Here is a 22,668-nt window from a genome sequence, read left to right as displayed (position 1 = left end):
CGTGGGTCTCAAAGACCGGGCCCTGGAGGGGCACCGCTTCCGCCGCCAGGTGATTGCCCAGATGGGCAAGCCCGGTGGGCCGGCCGTTGAGCGCCTGTACGGCAAGGGCACGCTCGTCCAGCACTACGCCCTGGACCGGCTCTCCCCGAAGGCCCTGTGCGGAGGCTCTGTCATGCTCGTCTCTGAGCAGCCATTCACGACCTCGGCGCGGCTCCAGTGCCCGCTGTGCGTCTCAGTCGTGGCCCGGGTCATGGTCCGCATCGCCGCCGAGCAAGCGGCAACAAGGAAGTAAACCGGCCCCTCCCGTTGCGACATGAGGGGCCTGCCGCTTCCTCTGATGACGCAGCTGTGGCCATCCGTACACATGCTGGGCATGACGACACTTTTTGGCACCGTTCCCCTCAAGGACATGGATCCTTCCGCCCTGACCCTGGCCATCTTCGGAGAGATCGGGCGAATCCCCACCATCGACGGGGTCAAGGTGTCCACGGCACTGTCCGCAGCCTCATTCCTTCACCTGCACCAGACCCGGGCGAACCGGAAGGGCCTCCCCCGCACGTCCTACATCGAACACCCGTTGAGGAATGCCCTTCGCGTGCTCCGGTGGGGTGTTGAATCGGAGGCCGTGCTGGTAGGCGTGATCCTTCATGACACCGTCGAAGATTGCCTCGACCGCATCCTGGCGGCCTTCGTGCCGGGCGACTGGAGCGGGCTCAACACCACAGCCCAGCGCGAGCTGGCATACCGCTGGATCACCACGGAGTTCAGTCAGGAAGCCTCAGGCATCGTCCGGGCGCTGACTAATCCGGTCGCGTCCGGCGAAAAACTCAGCAAGGCGGAAAAGCGCGAAAAGTACGCCAGCGATGTTGCCGGGAAGATCCTGGGCAACGCCGGAGCGTTCATCGGCAAGTTCACCGACTTCATGGATAACGCCGGCGGCCTGCACCACAACGCCGTCCCGGGGCACGAAGGAATGGTCAGTCACTTGGCCGCAAAATATGGGCCTGTGGTCCCGATCTTCCAGGCCGAGCTCATCGCGAACAATGGACCGATCCGGGCATTGGTCTCCGACGCCGGCTACGCCGAGATCGAGTACAAGCTCTCCGTCCTCGGAGATCGTCTTGCGGCACTGCAGGCCTCTCCTGGAGGCCCGGCGTGAGCGCAGCGAACGCGCCGGAGCCGCTCGGTTCCGGGGCGTTCGTCACCGGGGATGGAGAGTCCGTCGTCACCGAACTGACAGCCATGGACAGGCTCGTCATCGCGCGGCTCCAGGACATAGAGGACCATCCCGACCTGATCCTGGACCAGGCAGCCTGACAGGCTAAGCGGCGACCGGAACCCTCTTGATCTGAGCCTTCATCTCCAGGCACCAGGTGGAGGCATCTCCGCTGGGGACAGTGGCTTCAAGGGGCAGCTTCGTGGGGGCAGCCGGTACTGCCGGGTCGGCGCCGGCGTTGCTGCACTCGGGGCACATCGTCTCGATCCAGACAGTCCAGCCTGAATTTTGGGCAAGGCGGATTGCGACGCTCTGGGAGTGCTCGTATTCGACAACTGCGTCGTTCGGGCAAGGCGCCCCGTGGTGTCCGTCACACTCGATCGTGGTTACAGATATGGCAAGGATTGGCACGTTTCTGGCTTTCCAAAAGGGGTGGCGCGGGCATAGCGCCAAAGGTCAGGGAGAGTGTTGTGGTGAAGCTAGCTTCGCAGCGCGGCTAAGGCGTCGCTGAGGGGCATCTTCAGCGCCGGACCGTGGCCGGGGAGGATGAGGGAAGCTTCCACGTTATCGAGGGCGTGCGTTGCAGCGAGGGCCTCGTCGGCGTCGGTATGGTACATCGCATCGAGCATCTGCGGTCCGGTGTGCCGGCTCAGCGAATGACCCGTGATGAGGGCGTCGCCTGTGACGATCGCGCCTGCCTTGGGGAGAAGGATGACAGCGTGGCCCGGGGTGTGGCCGGGGACGCTGATCGGCTGTGGCTGTCCGGGCAATTCCCGGAGGCGCTCCGGAGTCCAGGCCTCGGCGGCTGCCACCGGCTTCGGGGACAGGGCGCCGGCTGAGATGGCGTGCTTCAGCCAGGAGAACACTCCCGGGCGCCAGGCATTGAGGATGCACGTGGCGAGGGTGACCTGGTGCTTCTCTTTGCCCTGGACGTGGGCAAGCTCTGCCGGGCTCGTCAGCACGGGTGTCCCGTACGCCTCGGAGAAGTGTGCGGCCGAGCCCAGGTGGTCGACGTGCCCATGGGTAATGAGGACCGCCTTGGCATCACCGGGCTTGAAGCCGACATGCCAGATGGACCGCAGGACAAGGGATGCGTCTTCGGGATACCCGCCGTCGATGAGGATGAATCCGCTGTCATCACTGACGATGATCCAGTTGGATGCAGGGCCTTCGACGAAGAAAACACCGGGTGACGGTTCGCTGACCCGGGAGGAAAAGTCGAACGGCTTTTCGGGACGCGCTGAAATGGGTGACAAAAGGCTGTACTCCTGAAGTTGATCAGATGGTGCTTCGTACAGCCTGCCGGGCGTCCGCCAGTGGGGCTTAGGTCACCCACAATAGCCTCAAGAACGGATCAAGGCAAACTGGGAGCCAGCCGGAAGGTAAAGGGTGATTCTTCTCACGTGACACCGTGTAATGTGCGAAGTGACACATGTGACAAAGTCTGTCGAGTGGTGAAAAACTGTCCCAGTCCCTGACTGGGACACGCCCTGTGGGGGGTTGTTGGGGGGTATCAAGGGTTGGGGACGGAAGGGCTGTCCCCACAGAGTTTTATGGGGCTCAGACATGAACGCAGGCACGGAGACGCGCAGCCACACGGAGAACCGATGGGTGCTGGTTGACTTCCTCAACAGCGACCAGCCGGGGCTTCTCAGTATCGGTGATGTCAACTACTCGGGCGCCAGTGTGCGGAAGAACCTTGATGTGGTCGGTCGCGAGCTGCTGGTGGACAGGATCCGCCTCGTCGCGGAAACGGGCCAGGGGACCGATGAGGTCGTCGGCCTCCGCGGGACTGATTACCGTGTCCAGGCAATGCCTTTGCGCGGACCCGCCACAAAAACTGTCCTTGCAGTCATTGCGATCTACAAGAGGGTCGGCGACAAGCTGCCGGAGCGACCCCCGATCGGTGTCCTCGAATGGAAGATCTCCTTCGACGGCCACATCGAAACATCCTGGAATGACGACCTTTTCCGGATCTATGAGATCGAACGGACCGGGGACAGCCCGACCGGGGACATGAACCAATGGGTCAGCGAACTGATCTCACCGGAGGACAGGACCCGGATGAAGGTGACCATTGACGCGGCCATCAAATCCGGAAACGCACAGCGGTACCTGGTCCCGTACAAGGTCATCACCCGGTCCAACACGGACAACCCCGGAATCAAGCACCTGGAAGTTTCCGGCCGTGTGCTTCCCGACGAGACGTTCCAAGGCAAGTGGCTCCGTGCCATCACCCGCGAAGTCCAGGAGGTCACACCGTCCCCAATCACGCCGGGGTTCGGGGACTTCCAGTCCAGCAGCCTCCTGCGCGCTGTCTTCGACCTCGCCTCCGACCAGGTCCTGATGGCCGTTGACACCAGCTGCTGGCAAACGTTCATGACATCCAACACCTGGCAAAGGTTCGGAATCCAGTCACCACGGTTCGGTTACCTGCCGCACGTCGTCCACCCAGACGACTACCGGGCTTTCCGGGACATCGTCGAGGAGTCCAGGCCGGCCACCGCTGCGATCGTCCGCCTGCTCCACACCGACGGCAGCTACAACCCCTACAACGTGGCCGCCAGCAGCGCCCCCGACGACCACGGCGCCACGGGTCGCTACTCCGTTGTCCGGATGTCCCCCGCACGTGCGTAACCGCCACCGCTGCTGAGCACGACTGGCAGCGGTTGGATCCGCAATAGAAGAGCCGACACGGTGAGTCCGTGTCGGCTCTTCTGCGTGGCCCGAAGCGGCGCTTCCTGCCCGTAAGTAATCGTAGACAGTCCGGCAGCCCGCCCGCTTACGGGCAGGCTTCTGCTCCTGTCCGCACACATGGCGGTCATCGCCATGATTGTCGCGGCCGCCGGCTGCCCCACGAGCATTACCAGGAGCACTGCATTTTGAGACGCAAACACAACGAGCTGGCCAGTGTCGAGCAGCTGCTCGGATCCGCTATGAAGGACGACCCCACACCACAGCAGTCCCTCCCGTCCCGCCTCGCCGGGTTCGTCAGCGCCGTTCTTCTGGTCTCCCTGACCGGGCTTCTGGCCGCGCCCGTCGGCGCCGCCGCCTCCCTCGGGGTCAGCACGGCCATCGGCTATTGGGAGTCCCTTCCTTCGGAAATCCCCCTCGACGTCGCCCTGCCGCAGCACACAGTCCTGCTCGATCGGAACGGCAAGGAATTTGCGAGATTCTTCAGTGAAAACCGGGTCGACGTAAGGCTTGCCCAGATCTCCCCGACGTTCACCGAGGCACTGCTGGCCACCGAGGATGCCCGCTTCTACGAAAACGGACCCATCGACTTCATCGGAACAATGCGCGCCACCATCGTCAACAACGTCCGCTCAAACCAGCCCCAGGGCGCCTCAGGAATCACCCAGCAACTGGTGAAGAATCTCCTGGTCGCACAGTCCGGGGAAACGTCACTCCCGTCACGGGATTTGGGCACCAAACTGCAGGAGCTCAAGTACGCCGCGGGTCTGGAGGAGAAACTCAGCAAAGACCAGATCCTGGAGATGTACTCCAACACGGTCTATTTCGGCAACGGCGCTTACGGTATCGAGGCTGCCGCGAAGGTCTACTTCAACACGACGGCCAAGAACCTCACCAGGGCCCAGGGAGCTACCCTCGCGGGCATCCTCAAGGGTCCGGGCATCTACGACCCCTTCACCAACGCTGAAGGTGCCATCGGCCGTCGCAATACTGCCCTTGGCAGGCTGGAGACGACGGGAAAGATTACCGCAGAAGAGAGCGCTGCCGCAGCAGCAGAGCCACTTGGCATCATCAGGGGAACCCTGCCCAATGGGTGCGCAAGCTCCACCTACCCGTTCTACTGTTCACTGGTCCGTGATGAGATCCTGACCGATCCGGCCTTCGGTGCCACCGCCGAGGCCCGCGCCGAGAAACTCTCCCGCGGCGGCATGATTCTCACCACGGCACTGGATCCGGCCGCCATGACCGCTGCCCAGGGCGCCGTGACGACTGCGCTCGGCAATGACAACAGGGCAGCACTCGGCACCGCCGTCATCAAACCCGGTACCGGCCAGATCGCGGCGATCGCACAGAACCGCGACTGGGGGTCCGACCCCGGACAGACCCAGCTTGTGTACGCCAAGAGTGCCTATCCGGTCGGCTCGTCAATGAAGCCAATAGTCCTGGCCACGGCCCTGGAGCAGGGTATACCCGCGACAACGAAGTACAACGCCAACAGCCCGTATGTCTCATCGCTGGACAACCCGGTGGGCGGGTTCATCAACTACAACAACATCTCGTGGGGCACTGTCGATGCCCGCCGGGCTATCCAGTTGTCCCTGAACATCTATTTCATCCGCCTGATCGAACGCACCGGCGTTCTTCCGGTAGCCGACATGGCCGCCAAACTTGGCATCACCTCCCTGCCCAGGACCGGCGAAAGGGCCATCCAAGGCCAGGAAGCTGCTCTGGCCCTAGGCGCCTATGACGTCTCCCCCATCGAGATGGCCAATGCCTACGCAGTCTTCGCCGGCGGCGGCGTCGCCTGCAGGCCGGTAGCCGTGACCTCCGGCGTCCGCGCTGACACCGGCACCAAGATCGCAGCTCCGGACCCCGATTGCCACCAGGCCATTGCACCCGCCGTGGCCAACACCGTCGCCGATGCCCTCAAGATGCCTTTTGTCGGCCCCGACGGGACTCTGGCCCAGATGGGCGGCCTGCCGGGCCGCGAAGCAGGCGCCAAGACCGGAACCACCAACGACTTCGCCGCGAACTGGATCGTCGGAATCGTTCCCCAGTACGCCACGGCCGTCTGGCTTGGCGATCCCCGCGGCGGGCAGGCGTTCCCGCTGAACAAGGTCCACGCCTACGGCCGCGACTACTTCAACCTCACCGGCAGCGAGGTGGCCGCCCCCGTCTGGAAGGACATCATGACGAAGCTAACGGCAGGGCTGCCCGCGATTCCGCTTCCCAAGGCTGACGACGCTGCCACCAGTTCCAGCACCGCCCGGACTGTACCGGACGTGCGCGGACTCTCCGTCAGTGAAGCATCGACTCTCCTGCTGGAGAACGACCTTGCTCCGGACGTCGCCGAAAAGACCGGTGACCCCAACCCGCTGTTCGCCAAAGACATCGTGGTCAGCCAGACCCCGGCAGCCGGCAGCACCTTCTCCTACCGGGAAAAGGTCAGCCTCACCCTGAGCCAGGGCAGCGATACGACTATCAAACTCCCGGAACGGAAGTAGGACGCCTTGGGACCCTTTCGATTCACCCAGAAATCCGTGCCGGCCCTCCTGACCGGGACGGGCATCATCACAGCTATCGCCGCTGCCACTACGGCCGCCTTGGTAATGATCGGCATGCCGCCCGCCGTTGAGGCCGGCCCTCCAGCGCCGGCGGCTCCCCACATTGTCACCGCTGACTGGAAACTGGCCCCTGCAACCGCTGTCCTGACTGAAGCGCTGAACAACCCTCCGGCGGGCTGGGCCAAGCAAGGGGATCTGCAGCAGCTGGTCACCGCGCCCCTGCCCTACTCGTGCCCGCAGCCGGCCATGGCGCCCTCCGTGTCCCTGGCCCGCACCTACACCTCCGGCGGCACCCGCTTCCAGGTGGCCACCCTCGCGTACACCGCAGGGATCGGCGCCGAAGCGATGCAACGACAGGCAGCGAACGCCTACATCTGCGCCGGCGCAGAAACCGGGCTCACCCTCTGGTCCGTCAATGGCCCCGGCCTGGATGCCAGGCAAGCCATCACGAACCGGGGCGGTGTCCGGGCGGCAGTGCTGTCCTTCCGCCGCGGCGACGTCATCACGTACGTCACCGGAGCCCCTTCGGATCCACTGCAAACACTGGCCAAAGCCTTCGATGACGCTCTGACCGGACCACTGTCCAAGGTGTGCGTAAACCCGGGTTCGACCGCCGCTGACGCCACCCGATCCCCGTGGTCCGCCGCCGGATACAGTCAGTTCACGCAGGAAGCCAAGGTCGCGATCCCGGAAGTCCCTCTGCCCGCAACCGGCCAGGAAACCGCGACACCATCGGCGCCGGCGTCTCCCGCCCCTGCCGCAGGTCCGGCACCAACCCCTGCACCCACCACCGGCGCAGCGTTCATCCGCGTCCCCATTCCCGCCCCGGGTCTCGTGACCCGGACCGCAGAGCCCATGGACAGGCCCTCGTTCCCGGTATCCCCGGCCATGCCGGCCGCGGTCCCCGAACCGGCAGAACCCCAGGCCCCGGCGGCCAAGGCCACGACCGAGGCCACCCTGCAGGTCCCCGCCAGCGACACGGGCGGACCGGGCTGCGGCTGGGCATTCACCGGGATGAAGCCCCTTGCGTTCGACGAAACGGCGGCCACCAAGGCCAGCACCGTATTGCTCGAACAGGCGCGCACAAAACTGGAAGCGGACGCCAAAGCCTGGCAGGCCAACGTCGTCACCTATTGGACCGACTACGCCAGGTACAAGAAGGACGCGGAGGCCTACAACGCCTACACGGCCAGGGTCGATGAGGTCAACAAGGCATGGTCGGCGATCAGCGCTACCTGGGACACGTACAACCGCGCCGTCGAGGATCGCGAGCAGAAGACCGCACAGAGAGCCGAATTCATCGCCCGCCAGAATCAGGCACGCAAGGACTTCGAAACCAAGCAGGCACAATGCGCCGCCGCCCCCGCTCCGAGCCCGACAGCCACACCCTCCCCTTCGCCCTCACCGACCGGAACACCCTCTCCGAGCCCAACTACGTCCCCCTCCCCCGCTCCCACCGAAACGGCCCTTCCCGGCTGCCCGGCGGACCGCCCTGCCATCCTCGACCAGACCGCACCGGAAGTTCCTTCAGAACCCACACCACCAGCAGACCCGACGAAGAAGTAGCCCGTCGAGGGAAAACACCGGTTCTACGCATGTGTGCCGGTGAACGACTAGGAGAAAACGGACCATGAGCCTGCCCACCGCACAAGACCCCGCCGGGTCCTTTGATTACGCCAATCTGACGCAGTTCCACAACCCCGCCTATGACTCCCTCATCGGCATCCTCCTCAGCGGGGGCTGGTTCCTGGCACTGGCCGCTGGGATCGTCATCTACGTGATCCGGCGGGTGGACAAATCCCGGCTTCCAGCGACCTGGGCGAAACGGTCGTTCTGGGCCGCTGGACTGCTGCTCGTCCTTCCCATCCTCGGGTCAGGCGCCATGAATCTCACAGCCGGCACCGGAGACTCAGTCCCCAACTTCGTGGGCTTGGCCCAGGGCGCCAAGACATCGGACAAGAACGGTGAGTTCATTGCCTGGGCCAAGGACCGCTACAGGGTGGACCTCACCGACATCCAGGCCAGCGAGCTGCAGAAGCTGACCAACAAGGGCTTCCAGGTGACGTCCAATGAGACCAACCCTGCAATCTTCAACGGGGCACTGATCCACGGCACCTCAGCCGCCGGCCAGATCATCCTCGTGGACAAAGAAGACAAGGAACTCGCCATCCGCAGGTAACCGGTGAGCTGGCGCGTCACCTCCGCACACATGACGGCAATGACAAGCCCCTCCATGCTCAGCCTTACCGGCCCGGGTGACTACCGCATCTGGATCCGGCTTGAACCGGTCCCCCACCTCAGCTCGGCAGTCCAGCGCGGCCGCTGGGCCGAGTCATTCCAGGCCGTGACACTGAAGGGTGCTGACTTCAACGCCGACCACGATCGTGGGCTTTCACGCTTCGAGGCCAGGGTCTACGCCCCGCCCGGCTTCGAGGATGCGGACCGTCACCGGTGCATGCTCGCGTCCTTTGAGTTCCAGCACATGATCCTGGACTCCGCCCGCGGCGGCGTCATGGACTTCACCGGCGTACTCGTCAGCGCCCTCGCCTACCCTCAGGAAGCCTACGACCGCCTCACCGCCGGGACACCGCTGACCGAGATCGAGGAGGCCCGAGGCAACTGGCCCGGCGACGTCCGTTATCTGCCGCACCCGCACACCGATCTGCAGGCCTACCTCGGTTGGCGCGCGAAGGTCACCGTAGCCCCGCTGAAGAACCAGGACGCATCATGATGTCCGACCTGCTCTCCCATGCAACCGAGTTCGTCTTCACACCCACCGGCACGGACCGCAGCAACCCGGACACCCGCCATTTCAGGGTATACGTCCGCTGGTGCGGTGGTGACACGTGGGCCGTGATCTGGATGGGCGAATGCTGGAACGGCACCGACTGGGAATGGGAGCCATTGCCCTCCAGCTACGACGATGACTTCCTGGTCCGCTGCCGGTTCACACTGGAGGAAGCCTGCCGCCACGCGAGGTCCCTTCCGGACACGGTGATGCCGAACGGCGCCACCTACGCCCAGTGGCAGGAAGCCCGGGCAAAAGCCCGCGCCGGCGGGCAGTGACCCGCCGGCTGCCGCACACATGACAGCCATGACTGATACCGCTGCCGCGCCAGCCGCCACCGCATTGGATCTTGACGCTCTCGAAGCGACCGCACGTGCCGCCGCCGCCATGGCCCCCGGCCCGTGGTTCTGGCGCGGCAACACCGACTACGAAGAGCCCTCGCTGAGCTGCATCGTGCCGCGCCTGGGCCGGGTCGAGGTCCTCGGCCACTGCCCCGTCGACCGGGAACGTGATTCGTTCGAGGCCCGAGAATACATACGCGGGCTCGAAGACTGTTTCGGCACCTTGGCCGAGGACGTCAAGGAACGGTACCTGCGTGAGTGGCTCTGGGCTGACGAGGATTACGAAGTCGCCAATACCGACTCCCGCCTCACCGTCACCGATGAGCGGAACGTCAAGCAGCCGGTCAGGGACCTGGTCGTGTATGAGGTGGCACGCCACCGCGGACTGCCCGACGACACGAAACGGGATCACGAGGGGATCCACCGCGGGAACATCGTCGACGTCCGCAGCCCCATCGCCCAGCACCTCGCTGCCGCCAGCGCCGACACCGTCCTTGCCCTCATTGCCCGGATCCGCGGGGTCGAAGCCGACCTCGCCCACGCGACCACGACCGCCCGGCAGGAGATGAAGCGCGCCGACGTCAACGGCGAAGGCAGTGCCACCGCGCACCGGAAGCTGGAGGACGCCGCGGACACGGTCCACCGGGTCACCGAGGTGACCGAATACCTCGACGAGCTCCTCCAGGGGATCGACACGTGCGGTCCCACGGATGAGGACTATATCCGCCATGAGGAAATGCTGCGCAGCGTTTCGTTCGCCTCGGGTGCCGTCAAAGCCGCCCTCAACGGAACGGCCATAGACAACTATCTCGGCAGCGAGCAGGCCGAGAAGGACATCCTTCACCCTGCCCGCTGCTACTTCTCCGGCTCTGCCCTGCCAGTCGCGGAGGCGAACCGATGAGCCGCGGGGCGAAGACCATCCCGTCCTCTGGCGGCAACCCCTTGCGGGACAATGCCCGACGGTTTCAGGAACGCAAACTCAACCGCCTCGCCGTACTTCGGGTGTCCACACCCCGCGGCCGGCGCCGCAAGAAGTACATCACGAAAGTTGAAACGGCGACTTACAAGGAGCTGATCATCGCCGTGGCCCGTGAATTGCAGAAGCGGGATAGGCGGCCAGTGTGAATCCGGAAGCCTTGCGGGTACTAGCTGCCGTCCTCGCCGGAGTAGCAGTCGCCGGGTACTTCATTGCCATCATCGTCATCGACCGCCGCCACACAGCCAAGCTCAACAAACTGCGGGCCGACTACGAAGCCAGTGTGGCACCGCACTACGCCGCTCTCATGCGCCCTGGAAAGAACAAGCCGGGCACAATCCGCACTGATGCTCGTCCCAACAGCTCGACAACAGAAAGCGACACGCCATGAACCCGCTTCTCCCCGCCACAATCATCGTTGCCTGGCTCATCGGTCTCTACATCGCCTGGGCTTTCGTTCACGGCGCCCAGATCCTCCGCCGCCAGGAAGTCGCCGGACTCATCGCCGCCGAGCAGGAAGCGTCAGTGGACGAAACCGCTCCGGTGGCCTTCATCGCGCCGGAACCATCCACGCTCCCGAAGGCCGCATAGCTGGCGGAATCCCGAAGGGCTCAGCCCTTCCGGCACTTCCGCATCGCGTCGTAGGACCGGTGTGCAGTCGGGCAGTGGCCGTGACGGTACGTGGGCTTGGGGGCCGGCTTCGGCTTGGAGAACACAGCCCTCTCAGCTGCGTAACCTGCTGCACGAATCGGGCTCCGCACCGTACTCACGGCACGCAGCGCCTTCTTGACCGGTTTCGGTGTGACCGCCCGCTTCACGGCCCGTACCGGGTGAGCCAGCCGCCGTACTTTGCGTGGAATGAGCCTGCGCGTGAAAAACCCCATGTGTCCTCCATCGTCAGTGATGTTGGTCAAAAGTAGCACCGGAGGCTGGTCCCTGGGGGAACGGCGGGCAGAGCAGGATGATGCGCCGCACACATAAGGCCCATGAGCGATTCCCTCCAGACCATTGTTGACCTCCACACCGCCGCTACTCCAGGCCCGCACCATGTCGAGGTCATCGACGATCACTTGGGCCGCCACGACAGCAAGCAGTGGCTGATCCCCGGCCTCGCCAGTGAACGCTACGGCAGGAACAACGTCAGCTTTGGTGAAGACGAAAGGACCGCCCGGTTCGTAGCCGCCGCGTTTACCGTCGTCCCGGCCATGGCTGCCCGACTGCAGAAAGTTGAAGAGATCCTCGCCTCCATGGAGGACCTGCTGGAGCACGGTGCCGTGATCTCCTGTGACTTCAGTCAGGTCACGGAGGAACTGCGGAAAGCACTGGAGATGGAGGGACCGCAATGACAACCGTCCTGGCCACGAGTGACCCTCACGTGGGACACGCCGTTGTTGCTGCGGACCGCGGGTTCCAATCCACCGCGGACCATGACGACTTTTTCGCCCAGCAGTGGGTGGAGAACGTCACCAAAAAGGACTCCGTCTGGATCCTCGGTGACCTGGCATCTTCCAACCCCAAGCCGGCCCTGGAGCTGCTCAGGAAGCTGCCGGGCACCAAGCACCTGGTCGCCGGCAACCACGATCCGGTCCACCCGCTCTATTCGGACGCCCACCGGCACTTCCGCAAATATCTCGACGTCTTCGCCTCCGTGCAGATGGCTGCCAGCCGGCGCATCGGGGACCGCAACGTCGTGCTCTCCCACTTCCCGTATTCCGGGGACGGCATCGACCGGGAGGACCGCTACAACCAGTGGCGCCTCCGGGACGAGGGCCTGTGGCTGCTACACGGGCACGTCCACAAAGCCTGGAAGGTGAATGGCCGTCAAATCAACGTCGGGTTCGACGCCTGGCAGCGTCCTGTCTCCTTCGATGAGCTCGGCCAGTTCATCGACGCACGTGTAGCAGTAGACCACGAATTGATCGGAGCACGATGACCGGCAGTACCCCTGCAGTCCTGAACACCACACTGCCCTGCGCTGCCTGCCTGAGGCCGCTGGAGCGCGTCGACGGCGATCCAGACGTCCCCTACGACGCCAACATCTTCACCACCCACGGCCACTACGGTTCCACAACCTTCGACCCTGTGTTCGGCGGTGAGCGCCTCGAGCTGCACATCTGCACGCCCTGCATGATGACCATGCGGGAGAACGCCGCCATCCATCGGATCCTCCAGGCTACTGAGGCCACCGCGGAGCAGACATTCATCTGGGGCTCGACCGAGGACCCCAAGGACGACAACCCCTGGAATAAGCAGCGGCTGCGGAACGAATTCGTCATGGAGGACTTCTTCGAAAAAACCACGGGGATGACTCAGGCCCGGGCAAAGCTGATCTTTGACGCCTGCCAGGCAGCATCTCGCGACGGGAAGGTCTTCGACCCTGCCACCATTTCGGCCCAGGGCGAGGCGGACGAGGCGAGAATCATCGCCGCCGCCCAAGCGACGGTCGACTTCTATGACGACCTGCGCGGGCATCCGTCCGAATGGACCGAGATCGAATACGCCGAGGCGGAGGCCGCTTTGAAGGCTGCCGACGCACACGACGCGGCCAACGGGATCAGCCGGGTCCGCTCCGATGCTTGAACTGCTGGATTTCTGCCTCGCCATGGACCATCTCGGTTCCATGCTGCTGCTCCTGATCGTGGGGGCCGTCTTCGCCGCCGTCCGCCACTCCGAGCGGGTCAAGCCGGCAAGGGGCCGCCGCGATGGGTAGTCCGATTGCGCAGGAGCGGCGCCGCGGCTACCACCGCACCCGGCCGGCGCTGCCCGAACCGGTGCACTTCACACTCAACGGGCACGCCTTCGAAACCGACGGCAAGCACCTCTGGGCGACACCCCCGGGGACGGCCCGGATCGACCGGATCAAGATCAGCCGGTATCTGGGCGATCGTTCCGTCCGCCAGGGGTACCCGCGTGAACTGATCCGGCCCGAACCAATGACCGAGGGCTGGGCGCGAATGGCCGCCGCCTTCTGGCTGCAATGGTCAGTCACTGCCGACGCTGCAGCGTTCCCTCCCGTGTTCCTGGACCACTACGTCCGGCAGTTGGAGGCGGGCACTGCGCTGGCTCCTGCCGCACACATGCAGTGAAGCAGCCGGCCGCCCGCCGGCCCGAGCAGGAGGAAGCCCCCTTGAGCAGCAACACCGACCAGCCGCTTGGCTACGTCACGATCCGCATCCCGATCCACGCTGTCACCGAAAGCGAATCCTGGGAGATCCCCCAGGAATACACGTACCTCGAACCCGGCGAGGCCGAACTGGTCACCCACGACATGCCATCCGGCTGGCATGAGAGCCTCCGCGAGGAGCTGATCGAGTCCGGGATTCGTCTGGCCCAGTGGACACCCGAGGAACTCGCATCCACCTGCACCCGTCCCGCCGAAGCTGCCCCTTCCCAGGCGCCGTCGCTGCAGCTGTTCAGTTTCGAGAAGGAGGCTCGGTGAAGCGAAATCTCCGCTCCACTGCCGTCGGCGCCCGCAAGAAGGCCCTCCGACGCCAGCACCGTGAGCGCATGAGGCGGGCGTGCTGCGAGAAGTGCATGGGCCACATCCCCGGCCGCCTCGGCAGGGCTTCCCGGGCCGCTGAGGCGCCGTTCCGCCCCACCGCAAGGGCCGTTGCCCTCCGTGACCAGCTCATCAACTCCTGAAAGGCCCGCACACAGATGAGTATGACCTCGTCCCAGCCCCGCATTCAGCCCGGTGTCCCCTCCGGCGGACAATTCGCCGCAACCGCTCATGCCGAACCCGACCACGTCCACCTGATAGGGCTGCCAGATGACACCTTCGAGGCCGCCGTCCAGCAGATCGCTTTCCACACAATGGCCTCCAACCGGTGGAAGGAAGAGGCTTCGGACGGTTTGATGGGCCGCGGCAGCTTCGATCGCACCCAGCTGTGCATCACGGCCTGGCGCGCCGTAGACCAGGCCGGACTGAGGGAGGTCGAAAAGGCAAGGCTCTACCCGGACATGTACGAATTCCGCGACCGGGGGATGGACCGATACGAGAAGCACCTGCCGGCGGCCCTGGAGATGGTCGAAGCCGAATACCGCAAGTCGCTGGGTACGGTCGGCAACGGCGGTCTTTTCGACGCCACGGAACTGGACGTCACCCGCAAGGCACTCAAACACGAGATCGAGCAGCTCGCGTCGGCCTGACACGGGGAGTCGTACCAGCCCCGCCGTACACATGGGGCACATGAAGATCCTCAACATCAACCGCCGCTCAGTCGGCCAGGTCGAAGTAGCGCTGCCCTTCGACACCGACCGGCAGGTGCTGCGCGCCTTTGAGTACCTGGTGTCCCGCCAACATCTCAGCGATTTCCGCTATGACCCAGACGTCGACGGGGAGGATGCAGACCGGGAACTCATCGCTGACTACCTGCGGCGACGCAACAGCGGGGAGTGCATGGACGGAGGTCCTGAGGCCGACGACATCCGGCGGTTCATCCCGAAACTCTGGGGCGCCGAGCTCAACTGCGACGTTCGCGAGCTCATCGCCGTGGAGGCCTGACGTGCGTAGCAGGAAGCTGAACGTCTCTCGCCGCGAGTGGCAGAAGCTCCTCGTCGAAGGCTGGGGCAAGGAAAACGAGCCGGGCGGCGATCCCTGGTTTGCCGAAGGGCGTTTCGTCCAGCACCTGACCCCTGGCATCTTCGTCCACGTGGGTTTCTGCGGCCGGGACGTCGGGTCGACCTCCAGCAACCCGATCCGTACCCTGTTCGGCATCACTTGCCCGGGATGCACCCGGGTCGCCAAGAGCATCGCGAAGCGCATCGCGGCCGAGAAGGTCGACTCCGGGCAGGGCTAACGGGCTCTCCGCACACACGGAGAGCCGCTCGGATCCCACACTTCGTGGCCGGCCGCTACATGTGCTTTACTCCAGTCCCACCAAATCTTCTCGTGGTCTGTCTTTTGACGTTCCGCGGCGAGTCGGTTCAGGAAATGATTCATCGGCTGCCCTTCCAATGCTGGTGTTTCTGCGAGAGTAGCTGACGGTCCCCGTAGAGCGCCCGCAACCCCTCCGCACACATACATGGCATGTCACTTCGCATCCGAAAAGTCCTGGGCTACGCACTGACCGACGTCGTACCAGCTGACCAACGCATCAACTGGGATTCGCCCTTGCTCGACCTGGTGGGGGTCAAGCCGACGTTCGGCGACTTCATGCACCATTTGGAAGCGGCCGGCCCGTTCGAAGACCCCGAGTTGGAGGACGTGGACATGGTGCGGGCCGGGATCGGCAACCAACTCTCCTACCGCCTCGGCTCCTGCGTTGTGCATTCCTTCGACTACGGGCTGCCCAGCGTCATGGCCCTCGTCCCGCCGTCCTATGCGTCCACCTGGATCCAGGATGACAACATCTTCGACTACGTGGAAGCGCACCTTGGCGGCGAAGCCGACACCAGCCCTGCCCTCCACGACGTCCCCGGCATCGACCCCTACGACGGTCGTTGGATGGACAAGGCAACCGGGCTGGAGCTCAACTACAACTACGTCCGTGGCTACCGCCGGGCCCTCGCCCTCAACAGCGACGTCGAGCAGCACGACATCGCCGCCCGGCGCATCTCCTTTGCCGGCCGGCCCCGGCCTGAGGAACCACTTTTCGCCGACGCCGCGATCGCCGCCGAGCGGCTGACCCGCCTGGTCCCCGCCGAAATCCGCGAACTGGCCCTGCTGGGCAACCTGTTCACCGACCAAGGCACCTGGACGTCCCTTCGGCCGATCCTCTACACGTACTGGAGCTGACCGGAGAGCCGCGCTCCAGCGTCCGCACACATGGGAGGGGCGCAGCCGCGCAGCACTTCGATACCCCAAGGAGCCTCGCCATGTTCGCCCTCAAATTCAGTTTCGTCCTCCGGTACCACAAAGACATCGTCCGCAGCATCCACGTTCCGTTGGAGAAACTGGCTGGAATCAATCTGGCAGACGGCGACTTCGCGGCCCGGATCATGTCGGTCATCGAGGAAGACGATGCCCTCCTGAACGACCTCTTCGGCGACTACGCCCACTCCTACCGCGCCATGGCTGAGGACCGGGACATCTACTGGAAAGACCTCATGCGGTTCGGCGAAGAGATCGTCATCGTCCCCGTCAAGGAGCGTTCCGCGTGATTGCAGCGGAGTCGATGCCATCCACGGCAACCTCTCCACCTCGAATCTGCTCACCGCCGGAACGGACGGCGACCGGAACACCCGAACCCCGAAAGAAGGATCATGAAGGATAGCGACCTGCTCCCGTTTGCCACAGAGTTCGAGTTCTACCCCGAGGGCGCCGGCTTCGATGACCGGGAGGTCTTCTACTTCGCGGTCAAGGTCGCCCGGCGCTCTAACAACCTCTGGGCAGTGCTGTGGCTGAACCAGTGCTGGAACCACGTCACGCAGGACTGGGAGTACGAGCCCCGGGACCGCAGCAAGAAGTTCCTTGCCGAGTGCCGGCTGCCCTTCGACGAAGCCGTGCGGATCGCCCGGTGCATGCCGGACACGCTGACCGTCAACGGCAAGACCTGGGCCGACTTCAAGACCATCCACGCCCTGCAGGAAAGGCAGGCTCATGTCGATTCTTAGGCCAAAGGATGGGGACTACATCGGCCGCGGTCTCCTGCTGTTCATAGGATGGGTCATCGTCGGCTGGCTGCCCTTTGCCGTGATCGGGGCACTCCTCGCCGGAGCCGGCGGTGCGACAATCGGGTTCGTTGCCTCGATCCCCGTCGGCGTTGTCCTCTACGGGGCCTATCTCAGGCTGGACCCGGCCGCTTATCCCCGCCGCAGTTAGCCCATCCGTAGACACAGCAGAAAGGCCGCCCCGGCTGAGGCGGCCTTTTTGCTGTCATGGGTCAGGCAGGGGTCTCTGCAGGGGCGGCGCCGGAGAAGATGTCCGGCTCCAGGTAAATCACCCGCGCGATCGGCACGGCGGAACGCACCCTGACTTCAGCGGCGTTGATCGCCTCGGCAATGCTGACACCTGTGGCGGTTTCCTCGACGGCGATCTTGGCGGCCACGAGGAGCTCTTCCGGGCCGAGGTGTACGGTGCGCAAGTGGATGACCTGGCTGATCCCGTCTCCCACGAGTGCCTGCTCGATCTTCTCGACATCGGCGGCGGTGGCGGATTCACCCAACAGCAGGGACTTGGTTTCGATCGCCAGGACGGCGGCGACGAAGACCAGCAGGATGCCGATCAGCGCGGTGCCGGCGGCGTCCCAGAGGCCGTTGCCGGTGATGAGCGTCATGGAGACACCGAGGAGGGCGAAGGCCAGACCGATCAACGCTGCGAAGTCTTCGAGGAGAATGACCGGCAGCTCCGGGGACTTTGCAGTCCGGATGAACTTTGCCCAGGATGCCTTGCCGCGGGTGAGGTTGGATTCGCGGATCGCTGTGCGGAACGAGGTTCCCTCGGCAATGATGGCGCCAATCAGAACTGCGAGGGGCACCCACCACCAGGCGCCTTCGATGCCGTGCGGGTCCAGGAACTTCTCGTATGCCTCGTAGAGTGCGAACAGGCCACCGACGGTGAAGAGGACGATCGAGACGATGAACGCGTAGATGTAGCGTTCGCGGCCGTAACCGAAGGGGTGCAGCTTGGTCGCCTCCTTCCGGGACTGTTTCCCGCCGACGAGCAGCAGCACCTGGTTGCCGGAGTCAGCGACCGAGTGAATAGCCTCGGCCAGCATCGAAGAGGCTCCGGTGAGGGCGAACGCGATGAATTTCATCACGGCGATGGACAGGTTGGCTGACAGCGCGGCGATAATCGCCTTACTGCCGGACGGGGCTGACAATGGCTACTCCTGAGGTTGAGGGTGCTTTTCCCACCATATGTGTGCGGTGGCCCGGTTGAAGCTCACCGCGGTCCGATGCCCGGCTCCTGATCGCCATGACACTGAAAGACCTGTAGCGAGAAGAACTGTCAGAGGCTCCGCACACATTGGGCGTATGGAAAACCACGAGTTCTTCACTGTCACCAGCACTATCGGGTTCCGCCCGTATCGCGTCCCGCCCCGGTGCCGAAAAGCCCGGCCCGTTCAGGAGACCTTCACCCACGAGTTCCGCATCCCCCGCGTCACGTCTGAGGAAGCCCCGGTTGTTGCCCTCGTGCCAGATGACCGCGGCTACCTCGGCTCCTCCGATGGGGACGACGCCCCGCTGCGCTCCTACAACGGCCAGCTCTACACAGCAGTGATGGGAGGCCGCACCGACATCGCCGCCGCAGGGTCCGACAGGTTCCCCTCCACGGCCGCGTACGAGTCGTGGTCTCCCATGGAATTCGAGGCGATCCAAGAGGCAGGCCGGAAGTTTGAGGGCATCCTCGTTGTCGACGGGCAGGTCTGGAAGACGACATCAGAGCCGTCCTACAAGATCGAGACGCTGGGAATGGGTGGAAACCACGGGGGCACACTCCTGGAAGTTTCTTTCTTGGACCGCGGCAACCCTGGCCGGCAGTTTCCCCTCACCGAATACGAGCACGCAGTGGCGTCGGCGATCGAGTTCGCCAACAAGCGCGGTGATACGAACTCCATCAAGATGATCAGGGAGACGCCACGGGCCACCATCTTGGATCCATCTGCGTTCAAGATACCTACCCAAGCCCAGCGGCTAGCCAATGCAGAGGAACAGGCGCGGGCACTGGTCGTGAAGGCCGCCGGCTTCCTCGCAGGAGCCACTACCCATGACAGCCTGTGGTCGGCCAAGAAGCTGATCGAAGAAGCCGACAGCCTCATGTACCAGCACGGGCTGGACGAAGTCGCAGCCGCAGGAGCGAACACATGAGCGGCCGGCGGCCAAAGCTGTTCCAGACGATCTACGCCGAACCGCCGAAAGACGTTATCCGCCGTTTCTACGGCGACCCTTCAGAACCGCGAGTGTGGGAGGTCTATGTCCGGGCGGCCAACCGCAAAGAGGCAATGTCGACCCTCCGCTCCTTCGGACAGACCGACACCAGCCCGGGCGATCTTCGAACACCCTCGGGAACCAGAGTGCTGGCCAATCAGCTCACGGGGGCCCTCGATAGGGCGGGAGTCCCGGCTGTTGGGGAACTGGTCTACGCGCCGCGGCTCAGTGCAGGCCCCCTGGTGCTGGCGCGCCTCGTCGACGGGCCCCCGGAGCACTCCGTGATCGGCCATTGGCCGGACAACCTAGACTTCCCCGCCGCGTAGCCTGGACCAGCCCGCTCGGGCTGTTAGCCCACCGGGAATTGGGCACTACCCGGCCCGCTGCCGCACACATATAGAGTGTCGAAACAGCGCTCAACAGCGAAGGAAAACCATGAGCCCAGCACCCCAGAACCGGCAACCATCCGGCGTCCCCGTCGGCGGCCAGTTCGCCGCCACGAACCACGCAGAACCGGGCATCGGCCTCGCCACATTCGGCAGCGAGGAGGAGTACCAGGCAGCCGTCACGACCGCGCTCTCCGCTGCCAAGGCCTACGAGACGACCGACGTCGAAGAAATGAACGACGCCGAGTTCGACAGGCTGCTCGCCAAGATCGCCTCCCACGAGGCAGCGAACGGCATCGAGCCGGAGCACGACCTGCACGACACGATCGGCCACGGCGGCGCCGGCGGCGGAGACGTCGAGCACGCCACCCCGATGAAGTCGCTGGAGAAGCCGGGCGAGGACGCTGTCATCGAGTTCGCGGCCAAGCACCCGAAGGCTGTCATCGAACCCAAGATCGACGGTCTGGCGATTAGTGTCCGCTACGAGAACGGCAAGATGGTCCGAGCCGCCCGCCGCGGTGACGGTTACACCGGCGAGGACGTCACCGACCGTGTCCGCGGTGTTGATGGTCTTCCCGAGATGGCAGGGGACGGCGACTACGAGGTCCGCGGCGAGCTGTACCTGAATGACGAGAACAAGGCCAAGGCCAACGCCATCCGCCAGGCCGCCGGCAAGGCGCCCTTCGCCAACGCCCGCAACGGCGTCGCCGGGATGCTGAACAAGCAGGACGGCTCCTATGCCGGCCTGTTCTCCTTCGCCGCGTACTCCACAACGATCGATGAGAAAGCAGACCACCTCGACTCGATGCAGCAGCTGGAAGGCATGGGCTTCACGACCGCCCGGTCCCTGCTGCCGCAGTCGGTCCTGGACGCCGAAGACCCGATGGCCGCCATCGCCGCCCTCGGTGCCGAACGCAAGGGGTTGAACTTCCTCATGGATGGAGCGGTCCTCAAGGTGAACACGGCAGCGGAGCGTGCAGAACTGGGTGAAGGCTCCCGGGCTCCCAAGTGGGCCGTGGCGTACAAGTACCCGGCCGTGGAAGAGCCCACGGTCATCGAGGACATCGAATACAACATCGGCAAGACCGGCCGCCTGTCCATCCGTGCCCGGCTGACCCCGGTCGAGGTGGACGGTTCCGTCGTCGAGTACGCCTCCCTGCACAACGTCGGCCATCTCCAGGCCGCGGACATGCGCATCGGCGACACTGTATCTGCCTACAAGGCGAACGACATCATCCCCCAGGTCCACCTGCCCCGTGCCGATCTCCGAGATGAAAGCTCCCAGCCGTGGCAGCCGCCGTCGGTCTGCCCGCAGTGCTCCGAGCCGTTCGACAAGAGCACCGAGCTCTGGCGCTGCCACACCCCGGAATGCTCCGTGTCAGGCCGCATCTCGTATGCTGCATCCCGCGACGCCGGCCTGGACATCGAGGGCCTGGGTGGTTCCATCGGTGACGCGCTGATCGAGAAGGACCTGGTCAAGGACGTCTCCGACCTGTTCTACCTCGGCGAAGATCAACTCGCCGAGGTAGAACTCGGTGAAACCTCCACCGGCGGCACCCGCACCCTGGGGCAGAAGAACGCCGCCAAGATCATGGCCGAGATCGAGAAGGCCAAGTCTCAGCCGCTGAACCGGGTCATCACCGCCTTGTCGATGCGGTTCACGGGACGCACCTTCGGCCGCCGCCTGGCCGCCGAGTTCGGCACGATGGAGGCCCTCCAGGCCGCCACGGTCTCGCAGCTGGCGAACGTCGAAGGCATCGGCCAGAAGAAGGCCGAGGTCATCCACGAGCAGCTGAAGAAGAACGCACCTGTCATCGCAAAGCTCCGGGAAGCTGGCGTCAACATGGGTGCCCCGAAGGCAGCCCCGGCCGCGGGCGCCAAGGCCCCGAAGCTGACCAAGCCGGACGGCAAGCCCATGAACGTGGTCGTCACCGGCTCGGTGAAGGGCAGCCCGCTCGGGTCCCTCTCCAGGTCCGGGGTGCAGGAGCTGATCGAGGCCAAGGGCGGCAAGGCCTCCGGCTCCGTCTCCAAGACCACCGACCTGCTGGTTTGCGGAGAACCCGGTTCCAGCAAATTCCTCAAAGCACAGGAGCTCGGCATCCGCATCGTTACCCCGGACGAGTTCGCTCAGATGGTCGAGGACGGCGAGGTCTAGCCGCAACGCACAAGAAGAGGGTCTTTCCGGAACGACGGGAAGGCCCTCTTCCATTTCCGCACCGTGGGTGCCGGTCCCCATGTCAGAATCAGCTGTGACTGCAGAACATGTCGAGGGCTTCCAACCGGACCATTGTGCGAACTGCTTCGAGCAGTTGCCTGGCGACCCCAACCACCGGCCCCACCTCTTTTGCTCGGAGCTGTGCAGGGACACCGCCGCTCTTGTCCGCTACTGGCGGTCCGCAGTGCGGGACGGCCGCTTCGAGACGGACCCGGAGGTCCGCTACGCCGTCCAGATCCAGATCGCCCACCTGCTGGCCGGCGGGTATCACGGTCAGGCCCGGACCATCCCTGCCGAGACCCGCACTCTGGTCAAAGAGCGCGACAAGGTATGCGTCAGTTGCGGTGGTCCCGGCGAGGAGATCGACCACATCGACGGCGACTCGAACGACCCCGAGAACCTCCAGCTGCTCTGCAAGGACTGCCACCACGGCAAGACGGCCGAGAGCCTGGTTCCGGCCAGCACCGAGCAGATGGATTTCGTGCAGGTGCTCTTCCTGGAGCGTGTCGCGCCAGACGAGCCGGCACGGCTGTGTGACGGTCAGGACTGGCGCCAGGCGGAGTCACGCCTGCGCGCGGAACGACGGAGGCGACTCGTGGGTCCGCCAAAGCGGTCCCGCCGAAATTCCCTGGATCCGTCTACGATCACCTGGCTGACCTGACCTTTGTCGCAGTGCT

General features: G+C 64.6%; 33 protein-coding genes. 31 read left to right on the top strand and 2 right to left on the bottom strand.

Going from position 1 to position 22,668, the window contains the following annotated elements; genetic code table 11:
- Position 1: 1 nt before the first annotated feature.
- The 3 genes from ACHL_RS22075 to ACHL_RS24395 all read left to right on the top strand — a co-directional run bounded on the left by ACHL_RS22075 (position 2) and on the right by ACHL_RS24395 (position 1,317).
- Positions 2 to 292, top strand: a complete 291-nt coding sequence (locus ACHL_RS22075; protein ID WP_012623356.1) for a hypothetical protein — start codon at positions 2 to 4, stop codon at positions 290 to 292.
- Between the two features lie 81 nt (positions 293 to 373).
- Positions 374 to 1,159 carry a hypothetical protein gene (locus ACHL_RS22070; protein WP_139187292.1) on the top strand — a complete coding sequence of 262 codons (786 nt, stop codon included), beginning with the start codon at positions 374 to 376 and terminating at the stop codon, positions 1,157 to 1,159.
- Complete coding sequence (locus ACHL_RS24395; protein WP_012623354.1) at positions 1,156 to 1,317, top strand: hypothetical protein; 162 nt, start codon at positions 1,156 to 1,158, stop codon at positions 1,315 to 1,317. The genes ACHL_RS22070 and ACHL_RS24395 overlap by 4 nt, the downstream gene beginning before the upstream one ends.
- Before the next feature lie 378 nt (positions 1,318 to 1,695).
- Here the strand turns inward: ACHL_RS24395 and ACHL_RS22065 are convergent, their stop codons facing one another.
- Positions 1,696 to 2,472 carry an MBL fold metallo-hydrolase gene (locus ACHL_RS22065; protein ID WP_012623352.1) on the bottom strand — a complete coding sequence of 259 codons (777 nt, stop codon included), beginning with the start codon at positions 2,470 to 2,472 and terminating at the stop codon, positions 1,696 to 1,698.
- A 310-nt stretch (positions 2,473 to 2,782) separates the two neighbouring features.
- On the opposite strand from ACHL_RS22065, the gene ACHL_RS22060 reads away from it, so the two are divergent.
- The 24 genes from ACHL_RS22060 (at position 2,783) to ACHL_RS21955 (ending at position 17,342) form a co-directional block, all read left to right on the top strand.
- Entirely contained in the window at positions 2,783 to 3,853 is a 1,071-nt protein-coding gene (locus ACHL_RS22060) for a hypothetical protein (RefSeq protein WP_012623351.1), read from the top strand.
- A gap of 245 nt (positions 3,854 to 4,098) precedes the next feature.
- Entirely contained in the window at positions 4,099 to 6,414 is a 2,316-nt protein-coding gene (locus ACHL_RS22055; RefSeq protein WP_012623350.1) for a transglycosylase domain-containing protein, read from the top strand.
- 6 nt (positions 6,415 to 6,420) lie between these two features.
- Complete coding sequence (locus ACHL_RS22050; RefSeq protein WP_012623349.1) at positions 6,421 to 8,040, top strand: hypothetical protein; 1,620 nt, start codon at positions 6,421 to 6,423, stop codon at positions 8,038 to 8,040.
- 64 nt (positions 8,041 to 8,104) lie between these two features.
- Positions 8,105 to 8,653, top strand: a complete 549-nt coding sequence (locus tag ACHL_RS22045) for a hypothetical protein (RefSeq protein WP_012623348.1) — start codon at positions 8,105 to 8,107, stop codon at positions 8,651 to 8,653.
- Between the two features lie 39 nt (positions 8,654 to 8,692).
- On the top strand, positions 8,693 to 9,205 hold the full coding sequence (locus tag ACHL_RS22040) for a hypothetical protein (protein WP_139187291.1): 513 nt from the start codon (positions 8,693 to 8,695) through the stop codon (positions 9,203 to 9,205).
- Entirely contained in the window at positions 9,202 to 9,540 is a 339-nt protein-coding gene (locus ACHL_RS22035) for a hypothetical protein (RefSeq protein ID WP_012623346.1), read from the top strand. Before ACHL_RS22040 ends, ACHL_RS22035 begins: the two co-directional genes overlap by 4 nt.
- A 28-nt stretch (positions 9,541 to 9,568) precedes the next feature.
- Entirely contained in the window at positions 9,569 to 10,504 is a 936-nt protein-coding gene (locus ACHL_RS22030; protein ID WP_043795091.1) for a hypothetical protein, read from the top strand.
- Positions 10,501 to 10,728 carry a hypothetical protein gene (locus ACHL_RS23955; protein ID WP_012623344.1) on the top strand — a complete coding sequence of 76 codons (228 nt, stop codon included), beginning with the start codon at positions 10,501 to 10,503 and terminating at the stop codon, positions 10,726 to 10,728. Before ACHL_RS22030 ends, ACHL_RS23955 begins: the two co-directional genes overlap by 4 nt.
- Positions 10,725 to 10,970 carry a hypothetical protein gene (locus ACHL_RS22025; protein ID WP_012623343.1) on the top strand — a complete coding sequence of 82 codons (246 nt, stop codon included), beginning with the start codon at positions 10,725 to 10,727 and terminating at the stop codon, positions 10,968 to 10,970. The genes ACHL_RS23955 and ACHL_RS22025 overlap by 4 nt, the downstream gene beginning before the upstream one ends.
- The gene (locus tag ACHL_RS22020; RefSeq protein ID WP_012623342.1) at positions 10,967 to 11,170 is read left to right on the top strand and encodes a hypothetical protein; all 204 of its coding nucleotides are present in this window, start codon (positions 10,967 to 10,969) and stop codon (positions 11,168 to 11,170) included. The genes ACHL_RS22025 and ACHL_RS22020 overlap by 4 nt, the downstream gene beginning before the upstream one ends.
- Before the next feature lie 395 nt (positions 11,171 to 11,565).
- Complete coding sequence (locus ACHL_RS22015) at positions 11,566 to 11,925, top strand: hypothetical protein (protein WP_012623340.1); 360 nt, start codon at positions 11,566 to 11,568, stop codon at positions 11,923 to 11,925.
- Complete coding sequence (locus ACHL_RS22010) at positions 11,922 to 12,512, top strand: metallophosphoesterase (RefSeq protein ID WP_012623339.1); 591 nt, start codon at positions 11,922 to 11,924, stop codon at positions 12,510 to 12,512. The genes ACHL_RS22015 and ACHL_RS22010 overlap by 4 nt, the downstream gene beginning before the upstream one ends.
- Positions 12,509 to 13,159 carry a hypothetical protein gene (locus ACHL_RS22005; protein WP_012623338.1) on the top strand — a complete coding sequence of 217 codons (651 nt, stop codon included), beginning with the start codon at positions 12,509 to 12,511 and terminating at the stop codon, positions 13,157 to 13,159. Before ACHL_RS22010 ends, ACHL_RS22005 begins: the two co-directional genes overlap by 4 nt.
- Positions 13,152 to 13,289, top strand: a complete 138-nt coding sequence (locus tag ACHL_RS24390; protein ID WP_012623337.1) for a hypothetical protein — start codon at positions 13,152 to 13,154, stop codon at positions 13,287 to 13,289. The genes ACHL_RS22005 and ACHL_RS24390 overlap by 8 nt, the downstream gene beginning before the upstream one ends.
- The gene (locus ACHL_RS22000; protein ID WP_012623336.1) at positions 13,282 to 13,665 is read left to right on the top strand and encodes a hypothetical protein; all 384 of its coding nucleotides are present in this window, start codon (positions 13,282 to 13,284) and stop codon (positions 13,663 to 13,665) included. Before ACHL_RS24390 ends, ACHL_RS22000 begins: the two co-directional genes overlap by 8 nt.
- Before the next feature lie 41 nt (positions 13,666 to 13,706).
- Positions 13,707 to 14,018 carry a hypothetical protein gene (locus ACHL_RS21995; RefSeq protein WP_139187290.1) on the top strand — a complete coding sequence of 104 codons (312 nt, stop codon included), beginning with the start codon at positions 13,707 to 13,709 and terminating at the stop codon, positions 14,016 to 14,018.
- Positions 14,015 to 14,221: a hypothetical protein gene (locus ACHL_RS21990; RefSeq protein WP_012623334.1), complete on the top strand. Its 207-nt coding sequence runs from the start codon at positions 14,015 to 14,017 to the stop codon at positions 14,219 to 14,221. The genes ACHL_RS21995 and ACHL_RS21990 overlap by 4 nt, the downstream gene beginning before the upstream one ends.
- Before the next feature lie 21 nt (positions 14,222 to 14,242).
- Positions 14,243 to 14,728 (top strand): hypothetical protein, encoded by a 486-nt coding sequence (locus tag ACHL_RS21985; RefSeq protein WP_043795089.1) that lies wholly within the window; start codon positions 14,243 to 14,245, stop codon positions 14,726 to 14,728.
- Positions 14,729 to 14,768: 40 nt separating this feature from the next.
- Positions 14,769 to 15,083, top strand: coding sequence for a hypothetical protein (locus ACHL_RS21980; RefSeq protein ID WP_043795088.1), 315 nt, complete (start codon positions 14,769 to 14,771; stop codon positions 15,081 to 15,083).
- 1 nt (position 15,084) lies between these two features.
- The gene (locus tag ACHL_RS21975) at positions 15,085 to 15,378 is read left to right on the top strand and encodes a hypothetical protein (RefSeq protein ID WP_012623331.1); all 294 of its coding nucleotides are present in this window, start codon (positions 15,085 to 15,087) and stop codon (positions 15,376 to 15,378) included.
- A gap of 230 nt (positions 15,379 to 15,608) precedes the next feature.
- Entirely contained in the window at positions 15,609 to 16,316 is a 708-nt protein-coding gene (locus ACHL_RS21970; protein ID WP_012623330.1) for a hypothetical protein, read from the top strand.
- A gap of 80 nt (positions 16,317 to 16,396) precedes the next feature.
- Positions 16,397 to 16,681: a hypothetical protein gene (locus ACHL_RS21965; RefSeq protein WP_012623329.1), complete on the top strand. Its 285-nt coding sequence runs from the start codon at positions 16,397 to 16,399 to the stop codon at positions 16,679 to 16,681.
- 102 nt (positions 16,682 to 16,783) lie between these two features.
- Positions 16,784 to 17,134, top strand: a complete 351-nt coding sequence (locus tag ACHL_RS21960; protein WP_012623328.1) for a hypothetical protein — start codon at positions 16,784 to 16,786, stop codon at positions 17,132 to 17,134.
- Complete coding sequence (locus ACHL_RS21955) at positions 17,121 to 17,342, top strand: hypothetical protein (protein ID WP_012623327.1); 222 nt, start codon at positions 17,121 to 17,123, stop codon at positions 17,340 to 17,342. The genes ACHL_RS21960 and ACHL_RS21955 overlap by 14 nt, the downstream gene beginning before the upstream one ends.
- 61 nt (positions 17,343 to 17,403) lie before the next feature.
- On the opposite strand, the gene ACHL_RS21950 is transcribed toward ACHL_RS21955, so the two are convergent.
- On the bottom strand, positions 17,404 to 18,342 hold the full coding sequence (locus ACHL_RS21950) for a cation diffusion facilitator family transporter (RefSeq protein ID WP_012623326.1): 939 nt from the start codon (positions 18,340 to 18,342) through the stop codon (positions 17,404 to 17,406).
- A 154-nt stretch (positions 18,343 to 18,496) separates the two neighbouring features.
- Between ACHL_RS21950 and ACHL_RS21945 the strand changes: the two genes are divergently transcribed.
- From ACHL_RS21945 to ACHL_RS21930, 4 genes are all read left to right on the top strand, one after another.
- Positions 18,497 to 19,330, top strand: coding sequence for a hypothetical protein (locus ACHL_RS21945; RefSeq protein ID WP_012623325.1), 834 nt, complete (start codon positions 18,497 to 18,499; stop codon positions 19,328 to 19,330).
- On the top strand, positions 19,327 to 19,716 hold the full coding sequence (locus ACHL_RS21940; RefSeq protein ID WP_012623324.1) for a hypothetical protein: 390 nt from the start codon (positions 19,327 to 19,329) through the stop codon (positions 19,714 to 19,716). The genes ACHL_RS21945 and ACHL_RS21940 overlap by 4 nt, the downstream gene beginning before the upstream one ends.
- A 109-nt stretch (positions 19,717 to 19,825) precedes the next feature.
- Complete coding sequence (ligA, locus tag ACHL_RS21935) at positions 19,826 to 21,931, top strand: NAD-dependent DNA ligase LigA (protein WP_012623323.1); 2,106 nt, start codon at positions 19,826 to 19,828, stop codon at positions 21,929 to 21,931.
- A gap of 94 nt (positions 21,932 to 22,025) precedes the next feature.
- Positions 22,026 to 22,652 carry an HNH endonuclease gene (locus ACHL_RS21930; protein ID WP_043795086.1) on the top strand — a complete coding sequence of 209 codons (627 nt, stop codon included), beginning with the start codon at positions 22,026 to 22,028 and terminating at the stop codon, positions 22,650 to 22,652.
- Positions 22,653 to 22,668 lie beyond the last annotated feature (16 nt).

The organism is Pseudarthrobacter chlorophenolicus A6, assembly GCF_000022025.1.
GTDB classification, from domain to species: domain Bacteria; phylum Actinomycetota; class Actinomycetes; order Actinomycetales; family Micrococcaceae; genus Arthrobacter; species Arthrobacter chlorophenolicus.
The sequence above is the reverse complement of the archived record's forward strand: the minus strand, read 5'-3'. Positions and strand labels throughout refer to the sequence as shown.